Below are 8,268 nucleotides of genomic sequence, written 5' to 3'. Positions count from 1 at the left end.
GACATTATTCCACAGTAGCTCAGTGGTAGAGCTATCGGCTGTTAACCGATCGGTCGTAGGTTCGAGTCCTACCTGTGGAGCCATATGGCCCCGTGGTCAAGCGGTTAAGACACCGCCCTTTCACGGCGGTAACACGGGTTCGAGTCCCGTCGGGGTCATTACATATTGGAGAATTAGCTCAGCTGGGAGAGCATCTGCCTTACAAGCAGAGGGTCGGCGGTTCGAACCCGTCATTCTCCACCATTTTGAATTAAATATTTGTCGGAGGGGTAGCGAAGTGGCTAAACGCGGCGGACTGTAAATCCGCTCCTTCGGGTTCGGCAGTTCGAATCTGCCCCCCTCCACCATCTAATGGGCTATAGCCAAGCGGTAAGGCAACGGACTTTGACTCCGTCACTCACTGGTTCGAATCCAGTTAGCCCAGCCATTAGAGCCATTAGCTCAGTTGGTAGAGCATCTGACTTTTAATCAGAGGGTCAGAGGTTCGAATCCTCTATGGCTCACTGTTGCACCCTAGTGATAGGGTGCTTTTTTATTACACTTTTTTAAGTTTCTCTGAAATCAGTAGAATAGGTTGTACATATTTATGTATTTTCATTCAAAGGAGCAGGGGGATTTATGCTATAATTTAAATGTATGAGAGTTGTTTATCATAGCGATAAATCGGCTATCATTGTAATTAGGTTACCGGAGGAGATGCTATGGATTTTGGCGGCATTTTTGAAAATTTCAATACGGTAAAGTTAATAACAAGTATTTTAGATTTACTCATTGTCTGGTATGTGATTTATTTATTAATCACAGTATTTAAAGGGACTAAAGCCATCCAGCTTCTCAAAGGAATTATAGTCATTGTATTAGGACGTTGGGTGAGTGCTGCTTTAGACTTAACTACAACTGCAAGATTGTTTGATATGGTCATCCAATGGGGGTTCTTAGCAATCATTGTGATCTTCCAACCTGAAATCAGACGTGCACTCGAGCAGTTAGGTAGAGGTAACCTGTTTAAACGTTATGTTGGAAGTTCATCACAAGATCAAGAAAAACTGATTAAAGCTGTCAGCGGTGCAATACAGTATATGGCTAAGCGGCGTATCGGTGCTTTAATCGTGTTTGAGAAAAAGACTGGGCTTCAAGATTATATTGAAACAGGCATTCCGATGGATTCAGACATTTCACAAGAGTTATTAACGAATGTCTTTATTCCGAATACACCATTGCATGATGGTGCAATGATTATTCAAGGAACAAAGATAGCGAGTGCTGCTTGTTATTTACCGCTTTCTGATAGTTCTAAGATTTCAAAGAGTTTAGGAACAAGACACAGAGCAGCAGTTGGTATTTCAGAAGTATCAGATGCGTTTACAGCAATTGTGTCTGAGGAAACGGGATCGATTTCAGTTACCTTTGATGGTAAATTGCGTAAAGATATTTCGTCAGAAGTCTTTGAAGAATTATTAGCTGAACATTGGTTCGATACAAGACTTCCAAAGAAAGGTGTGAAGTAAAATGTTTGAGAGCAAATGGGGATTAAGATTTGTAGCATTTGTCTTGGCATTAGCTTTCTTTTTAACCGTTAATAACGTCTTTGGAAATATCTTTGGTACATCATCAATATCTCAAAATACAACGAGAACGATTCAGAATGTACCTGTAGAAGCTACATATAACAGCAAGAACTTATATGCTTCAGGTATTCCTGAAAGTGTGGATGTTCAGTTAAAAGGTTCGCAATCAAAGGTTTTAAAAGCAGAACAATCAGATGACATCAAGGTTGAATTGGATTTAACAAACACTACGTTCGGACGTCATAAAATTGATTATGAAATCAAAGGTTTAGACAAGGATGTAGAGGGTACTGTTAATCCGAAACAAGCGACTGTCAACCTTGAGAGAAAAGTCTCTAAAGAAATGACAGTAACCGCTGATGTGAGTGACAAGGATATCGATCCGAACTATCAAGTGAAAAATCAATCAGTGACACCTAAAAAGGTGAAGGTTATCGGCGGACAGCATCAAGTTGAAAAAATTGCTTATTTAAAGGCTACATTTAAAAATGCATCTAATATCAAAGACGATACAACAGATGTAGGAGAAATCGTAGCATTTGATAAGAATTTAAAGAGAATTGATGTTATTACTAAACCAAGCAATGTTAATATTACTGTAGAGTTAAAACCTTACAGCAAGAAAGTAGATATTAAAAAGAAAGTTATCGGTAAAGCAAATTCTAAGTTAAATGCTGATAATGTTAATTTGTCTAAACAACAAGTTGAAATTTTTGGAAATAGAGAAGAGTTAAGTGATATTCAAAGTATTACAGGTGTAATTAATCTGGCAGATTTCGAAAGTTCAGATGAAGCAGGTGTAAGCTTAGAATTACCTGACACAGTTAAAAAAGCTGACAGCAGCGATATTACAGCTACAGTTTCAGCTAAATAAATAAAGCATTAAAGGAGAATTTTTAAATGGGCAAATATTTTGGGACAGACGGAGTCAGAGGTGTAGCCAACAAAGAACTTACTCCAGAACTGGCTTTTAAATTAGGTAGATACGGCGGTTATGTCTTAGCACATAACGAAGACAAGAAACATCCGCAAGTACTTGTGGGACGTGATACACGTGTTTCTGGTGAAATGCTTGAATTTGCTTTGATTGCAGGCTTGATTTCTATTGGGGCTGAAGTAATGCGTTTGGGCGTTATCTCAACACCAGGGGTTGCGTACTTAACAAAAGAAATGGATGCTGAATTAGGTGTTATGATTTCAGCATCACATAACCCAGTTGCTGACAACGGCATTAAATTCTTCGGTTCAGATGGATTCAAATTATCTGATGATCAAGAAAATGAAATAGAAGCATTATTAGATTCTGAAAACCCAGACTTGCCGCGTCCAATCGGAAATGAAATCGTGCAATACTCAGACTACTTCGAAGGCACTCAAAAATACTTGAGCTACTTGAAATCAACAGTAGATGTTAATTTCGAAGGATTAAAAATCGTCTTAGACGGTGCTAACGGTTCAACATCTCAACTTGCGCCATTCTTATTCGGGGACTTAGAAGCAGATACAGAAATCATCGGCTGCAGCCCAGACGGCTACAATATCAACGATGAAGTCGGATCTACACACCCTGAAGCATTGGCTAAAACAGTTGTTGAAACAGAGAGCGACTTTGGTTTAGCATTTGATGGCGACGGCGACCGTTTAATCGCAGTAGACGAAAAAGGCAATATTGTCGACGGTGACCAAATCATGTTCATCATTGGACAAGAAATGGCTAAAAACCAAGAATTAAACGATAATATGATTGTTTCGACTGTAATGAGCAACTTAGGTTTCTACAAAGCACTTGAAGAAGAAGGTATCAAATCTAACAAGACTAAAGTAGGCGACCGTTATGTTGTTGAAGAAATGCGCAGAGGTAATTATAACCTTGGCGGCGAACAATCAGGCCACATTGTGTTAATGGACTATAACACAACAGGCGACGGTTTATTAACAGGTGTTCAACTCGCTGCAGTGGTTAAACTTACAGGCAAACCGCTAAGCGAACTTGCAGAACAAATGAAAAAATATCCGCAATCATTAATCAACGTACGTGTTACAGACAAATATGCTGTGACAGATAATGCAGATGTTAAAGCAGAAATGGATCGTGTTGAAGCTGACATGAATGGCGAAGGCCGTATCTTAGTCAGACCTTCAGGTACAGAGCCATTAGTACGTGTCATGGTTGAAGCAGCTACAGATGAGAAAGCTGAAAGCTATGCGCAGCAAATCGCAGATGTAGTTAAAGACAAAATGGGATTAAATGAATAATAACGCAATATAAGAGGGAACCCAGATCGCAAATGACGCGACTCTGGGTTCCCTTATTTTATCGGACAGACAGTATTGCTTTTTGATGTATCAAATCTTCCAGCAAGTCATTATGGTTATAATGTTTGCGTACCATAATTTTACCAGTAACATTTAAGGTAATGGTTTCATTATCTATTTTCAAAATTTGTATTTGAACTTGTTTTACATGGTGGGAGATAAAGGTTTGCGTGATTTCTTGTTGAATCGTATTAGTATATTCAGCTTGAATCAATACCTTAATGGCTTCACTCATATGAAGTGATGAAAACAATCTATCGTTTCTTAAAAAATATTGTATTGTGACTATCAGAATCGTTGAAACAATGCCTATAAAATAAAGACCAGAACCTAAAGCCATACCGATACCGGAAGTAATCCAAATTCCAGCGGCTGTGGTTAAGCCATTAATACTTTGGTGACGAATTAATATAGTGCCGGCTCCGATAAAACTAATACCGCTGACCACTTGTGCACCGATACGAGAAGGGTCGAAACTGATATTGTTTTGAGCTAAAATATCATTAAATCCATATTTAGAAACGATTAAGAACAGCGCAGAAGCTGCGGCCACTAAAATATGTGTCCGTATCCCTGCTGCCTTTAGACGCTGCGTTCTTTCATAACCAATGGTTGCACCGCATAAAACAGCAATTACAATGCGCAGCAATAAATCTAATTGAAACAGCATAACAGACACTCCTCTTTCTATCTATATTATTAATATACCACTCATTATTAAAATAAGACTGAAATGCTTCAAACTACGAAGTCATTCCAGTCTTATTAGTGTGTATTATTATAATTGAAGATAAACTTGATTGATTTCTTCTGCTAATGCTTCGTTGATTTCAGCATATGTTTTTAAGAAATCGATCACACCATGTTCATTAATATAGTCATTCTTTTTCACAGTTTCTTCATCATTGGCATCTTGGTATTTTAGAAGATACGCTGCTTCTTCTATTAAACCTTCGTGTGCTAAGCCTTTCTCAGCTAAATAGCTGAGTGGTTTAATAATACGGTCTTTCGGTCCGATTTTACGGAGTGTGCCTCTGCCCACGCGTGTAACATCATCTGAAAGATATGGGTTTTTGAAGCGACCGATAATTTTTTCAACGTAATCCGCTTGTTCTGATTCTGTAAAGCCGAATTCATCAATAATATATTGGCTTGTTTCGCCTAATACTTTACGCAAACCTTGCTCAACATTTTTATCTTCGATTGCTTCTAATACCGTTTTATGACCATAATATTGGCCTGCATATGCAAGGTAAGCATGTCCTGTATTTACAGTCATCAATTTACGTTCGATATAAGGTGTTAAGTCTTCTACATATTTAATGTGTTCAAGTTCTGGACCATACCAAGCGTCTTTTTCCACAACCCATTCAAAGAAAGGCTCTACTAAGACATCTAAAATATTGTCATGAGATTGTTGGGGTACAATACGGTCAACTGCTGAATTCGCAAAGTGAATCTCATCAGATAGGGGACCAGTAATTGCTAAAACTGCTTCTTTCAACGTATCCGTCGCCATAATCGCATTTTCGCATGCGACTACATTAACAGGTGTTGTTCTTTCTTTTAATGCAGGTGCTAATGATTTTGCGATGATAGGCAACAGATTGACACCCACAGCTGTAGTGATAATATCTGCTTCTAACAAAGCTTGATGCAACTTCTCAGGATCTTCCATGGAATTGATAGCATCTACATTATGAATCATTGAAGAAGTTTTCGCTTCATCAGCTAAGATGACTTTATATTCATGGTCATTGTTCAAAGCATCTACAATCGCTGCATTGACATCTGAGAAAGTAACATCAACATGATTATCTGATAAGATTTGGCCGATAAATCCGCGACCGATATTGCCTGCGCCGAAATGTACTGCTTTCATTATGCGTCAGCCTCCTCGAAGACTGCTTTAATTTCTTCTGCACTTTGTGCATTAAGAATGCGATCTACATTTTCTTCTTCACTGAAAGTGATAGCAATTTTAGATAATAAATCTAAATGTTCGCCGTCTTTACCAGCAATACCAACGATGACTTTCGCTGTTTCGTCTCCCCATTGCACACCTTCAGGTACTTGAAGCAAAGTTAAACCTGATTGCAATACTGCATTTTTAGCCTCTTCTGTACCGTGAGGAATTGCTAAACCATTACCCATATAGGTAGAAACAACTTCTTCTCTGTCTTTCATAGCTTGAATATAAGATTCTGTTACAGCGCCAGCATTTACTAAAGCTTGGCCTGCTTTTTCAATTGCTTCGTTTTGATCCTTGAATGATTGGTTTAAAAAGATGTTTTCATTACTGAATAATTCTGACATAATTGATCACTCCGTTAATAATATTTGTCTTGCTTCCTTAATAAAAGTCTTCTTCATTTCGTCTATTATTTCATTTGGATTTTGCATTAATTCATCAATTTTATGCAAATTCCATGAAATAGTTTCTGAGATGGCACTGACTATTGGTGAGGAAGGACTTTCTTCTGGCAAAAACATGCTGATTAAGTAATCGATGTTAACTGTTTTACCATCCTCAGTTACCGCTAAAGGTTGTTTGAGACGAGTAATTGTAATCATCGGTTGAAGTATCAGCGCATGTTTTAAATGCGGCAAGCCGATGGGGTAAGGGTCTAAGGTGATCGTCCTTGCTCGTGCATAGTCATTCAATACTTTTTTAAATGCTGCTTTATCTTTAATACTTTTATTTTTGACTAACAGTTTTACGAGATAATCTTGCCAATCGGTTACTTTTGCATCTTCAATATAAATGTTGTCGAGTACCGCTAAGTTATCGCGTAATGTCTGTATAACCTTATCTTCATCCAAAACATGCGGACCTGATGTTTCTGAAACACGCTGCTGGTCTTCTTTAGTTTGAGTCTCTAAGTAATTCGCAACATATTTTGCATCTGGTTCAGGCAGTAATGGATTGACTTGAATATATGGTTCATCAATTTCTAAAGCTAATGTTGAGATAATACCGTCATAAGCTTTTAAATCTAATTGCTTTAAATCGCTTAGTGAAGCTTGTTTTGTATGGTTGATTGTCGGAAACGTCTGTTCTAAACGTGTTGCTAAAACACGGCTGGTACCAATACCAGAACTGCACACGACTAAAATATCTAAATCCTTTGATTCATTTGCTTTGAGCGAACCGCCGAAATGCAAAACTACAAAGGCTACTTCACTATCTGGAAAGTAGAGTTTTGGCCAAACAATCGACAAGGCATCGAGCACACTGTCAAAGAGCTTCGGATACTTCTTTCGTATCATCTGCGTTAATGGATTGTGTGTTTCGATGTTAGCATTCAGCCGATTGATTGCAGGAATCAAATGCAGTTTCAAACCAGCAGCTAATGTTGGCTTATCATCAAAATGATAGTATGAGCTTTCTTCAACCAGCTGAATCAATGCATTGATTTTTGCGTCACTATCTTGAAATTCATCCGCTTGGATATCTTCTTGCTTTCGTTTAGCACCGCGCAGATGAATCGTAATAAATGTAATTTCAGCCTTGTTGAAAGTCACATCATAAATTTGCGAAAGCTGCTCGGTTAATGAAACAGCAATATCGTATTCTTGTGTATCTTTGACAGATTGATAAATAGATTCATCAATCGTGACATTCTCGCCATGTTTAATACGGTCAATACCTAATACGATATGCACTGTTAATGTCAGATAACTGGCTTCTGTCAATGTATAGGGCAGGGCACTTAAATGATCCATCAGTACCCGCTCGACTTGGAAGATATTATCTAATTCCACCATCGAAAGTTGAGAAGCATTGATAGATTGATAAACAAAGTGGTTTTCAATTACTGAATAAACGCTCGTACTATTTAAATGATCTACCATTAAATGACTCAGCATTTCCCGCTTCTTCGCTTCTGAACCTGTTAAGAGGACACCTGCACCGCGTCTGCGTTCTAAAGTTAGCTGGTAACCACCGGCTTCTTGTTCAAGTTCGTCCAACAGTTTGGTTAATGTGGACTGCGCTACACAGATTTCATGTGCTAAGCTGTACTGTTTAATCGGTTCTTTGCTTTGAATCAGTGCATATAAAATAATGGTTTTTTGTTCTTCAGTAGTTAAATCTAAAGCAGCATTATGACTGATTTCTGATTGAAGCTGATGCAGCGCTGCTTTAGATGCCTGTAATTGAACACCTTTATTCGGTACACGTTCAATCGTAATGGATAATTCTGCAAGGTCATGTTCTAATGTTTTTAATTCACGGTGAATGGTTCGAGATGAAACCGCAAGCTGCTGAGCGATTTCATAAATCGTAATATAGTGTCCGTGTGATTTAACAAGTATTTCCAGGATTAATTTCTCTCTGTTGCTTAATACCATGGCTTTCACCTGCAATCTTTAATTTAAGAAA

Annotated in this window: 7 protein-coding genes and 6 tRNA genes; 9 read left to right on the top strand and 4 right to left on the bottom strand. The window is 38.1% G+C overall.

Annotated features, from left to right (window positions below; all coding sequences use genetic code 11):
• Nucleotides 1–8 precede the first annotated feature (8 nt).
• The 9 genes from C7N65_RS10265 to glmM all read left to right on the top strand — a co-directional run bounded on the left by C7N65_RS10265 (nucleotide 9) and on the right by glmM (nucleotide 3,824).
• Nucleotides 9–83: transfer RNA gene (locus tag C7N65_RS10265), tRNA-Asn, on the top strand.
• A gap of 3 nt (nucleotides 84–86) precedes the next feature.
• A tRNA-Glu gene (locus C7N65_RS10260) sits at nucleotides 87–158 on the top strand.
• 9 nt (nucleotides 159–167) lie between these two features.
• Nucleotides 168–243 (top strand) — tRNA-Val (locus C7N65_RS10255).
• Between the two features lie 20 nt (nucleotides 244–263).
• Nucleotides 264–347: transfer RNA gene (locus C7N65_RS10250), tRNA-Tyr, on the top strand.
• A gap of 5 nt (nucleotides 348–352) precedes the next feature.
• Nucleotides 353–427: transfer RNA gene (locus tag C7N65_RS10245), tRNA-Gln, on the top strand.
• 3 nt (nucleotides 428–430) lie between these two features.
• Nucleotides 431–503, top strand: a tRNA-Lys gene (locus C7N65_RS10240).
• A 198-nt stretch (nucleotides 504–701) separates the two neighbouring features.
• Nucleotides 702–1,508, top strand: a complete 807-nt coding sequence (cdaA, locus tag C7N65_RS10235) for a diadenylate cyclase CdaA (protein ID WP_105994382.1) — start codon at nucleotides 702–704, stop codon at nucleotides 1,506–1,508.
• 1 nt (nucleotide 1,509) lies between these two features.
• Nucleotides 1,510–2,442: a YbbR-like domain-containing protein gene (locus C7N65_RS10230; RefSeq protein WP_105994381.1), complete on the top strand. Its 933-nt coding sequence runs from the start codon at nucleotides 1,510–1,512 to the stop codon at nucleotides 2,440–2,442.
• A gap of 26 nt (nucleotides 2,443–2,468) precedes the next feature.
• Entirely contained in the window at nucleotides 2,469–3,824 is a 1,356-nt protein-coding gene (gene glmM / locus C7N65_RS10225; protein WP_105994380.1) for a phosphoglucosamine mutase, read from the top strand.
• 58 nt (nucleotides 3,825–3,882) lie between these two features.
• On the opposite strand, the gene C7N65_RS10220 is transcribed toward glmM, so the two are convergent.
• From C7N65_RS10220 to C7N65_RS10205, 4 genes are all read right to left on the bottom strand, one after another.
• Nucleotides 3,883–4,554, bottom strand: coding sequence for an MgtC/SapB family protein (locus C7N65_RS10220; RefSeq protein WP_105994379.1), 672 nt, complete (start codon nucleotides 4,552–4,554; stop codon nucleotides 3,883–3,885).
• Between the two features lie 108 nt (nucleotides 4,555–4,662).
• Nucleotides 4,663–5,766, bottom strand: coding sequence for a mannitol-1-phosphate 5-dehydrogenase (locus C7N65_RS10215; protein ID WP_105994378.1), 1,104 nt, complete (start codon nucleotides 5,764–5,766; stop codon nucleotides 4,663–4,665).
• The gene (locus C7N65_RS10210) at nucleotides 5,766–6,200 is read right to left on the bottom strand and encodes a PTS sugar transporter subunit IIA (protein WP_105994377.1); all 435 of its coding nucleotides are present in this window, start codon (nucleotides 6,198–6,200) and stop codon (nucleotides 5,766–5,768) included. The genes C7N65_RS10215 and C7N65_RS10210 overlap by 1 nt, the downstream gene beginning before the upstream one ends.
• A 6-nt stretch (nucleotides 6,201–6,206) precedes the next feature.
• Nucleotides 6,207–8,237 carry a BglG family transcription antiterminator gene (locus tag C7N65_RS10205; protein WP_105994376.1) on the bottom strand — a complete coding sequence of 677 codons (2,031 nt, stop codon included), beginning with the start codon at nucleotides 8,235–8,237 and terminating at the stop codon, nucleotides 6,207–6,209.
• Between the last annotated feature and the right edge of the window lie 31 nt (nucleotides 8,238–8,268).

Origin of the sequence: Staphylococcus simulans, from assembly GCF_002994445.1 — a bacterium.
Classification (GTDB): domain Bacteria; phylum Bacillota; class Bacilli; order Staphylococcales; family Staphylococcaceae; genus Staphylococcus; species Staphylococcus simulans_B.
Note: the sequence above shows the minus strand (reverse complement) of the source record. Positions and strands in the feature narration are given on the sequence as shown.

Excerpts from the sequence above, each read along its gene's own strand:
- glmM (WP_105994380.1), top strand. The coding sequence starts at position 2,469 with ATGGGCAAATATTTTGGGACAGACGGAGTCAGAGGTGTAGCCAACAAA.
- C7N65_RS10230 (WP_105994381.1), top strand. The coding sequence starts at position 1,510 with ATGTTTGAGAGCAAATGGGGATTAAGATTTGTAGCATTTGTCTTGGCA.
- cdaA (WP_105994382.1), top strand. The coding sequence starts at position 702 with ATGGATTTTGGCGGCATTTTTGAAAATTTCAATACGGTAAAGTTAATA.
- C7N65_RS10215 (WP_105994378.1), bottom strand. The coding sequence starts at position 5,766 with ATGAAAGCAGTACATTTCGGCGCAGGCAATATCGGTCGCGGATTTATC.
- C7N65_RS10210 (WP_105994377.1), bottom strand. The coding sequence starts at position 6,200 with ATGTCAGAATTATTCAGTAATGAAAACATCTTTTTAAACCAATCATTC.
- C7N65_RS10220 (WP_105994379.1), bottom strand. The coding sequence starts at position 4,554 with ATGCTGTTTCAATTAGATTTATTGCTGCGCATTGTAATTGCTGTTTTA.
- C7N65_RS10205 (WP_105994376.1), bottom strand. The coding sequence starts at position 8,237 with ATGGTATTAAGCAACAGAGAGAAATTAATCCTGGAAATACTTGTTAAA.